This is a genomic window from Candidatus Kosakonia sp. 282A-S69 (assembly GCF_029433855.1).
GTDB lineage: Bacteria > Pseudomonadota > Gammaproteobacteria > Enterobacterales > Enterobacteriaceae > Kosakonia > Kosakonia cowanii_A.
In genome coordinates this window covers 257783-258037 of the sequence record NZ_JAROAU010000005.1, presented here as the reverse complement: position 1 = coordinate 258037, position 255 = coordinate 257783, and the positions used below count along the sequence as shown (strand labels likewise).

1 protein-coding gene is annotated in these 255 nt (G+C 72.9%); it reads left to right on the top strand.

The genetic code is table 11. The features are described from left to right. A partial coding sequence (locus PU683_RS22310; protein ID WP_277174681.1) for a hypothetical protein occupies positions 1-255 on the top strand: 255 nt, incomplete at both ends.

Genomic DNA, 255 nt, shown 5'->3' with positions numbered 1-255 from the left:
ATCCCGTCCCCGGCGCGGGCGACGGCATACTGCTGCAGACGCTCCCACCGGAAGCGATCGACCAAATCACCCAGACCGCGGGCGCGGCCTCGTCCGCGCCGCTCGTCTCGCTCGAGGTGCGCCAGCTCGGCGGCGAGCTCGCGCGGGCACATCCCGAGAACGGAGCACTCGCCGCCGTCGACGCCGACTACTCCCTCTACGCCGTCGGCATCGCCCCCACCCCCGAGGCCGCGGCACATGCCAGAGCACACATCG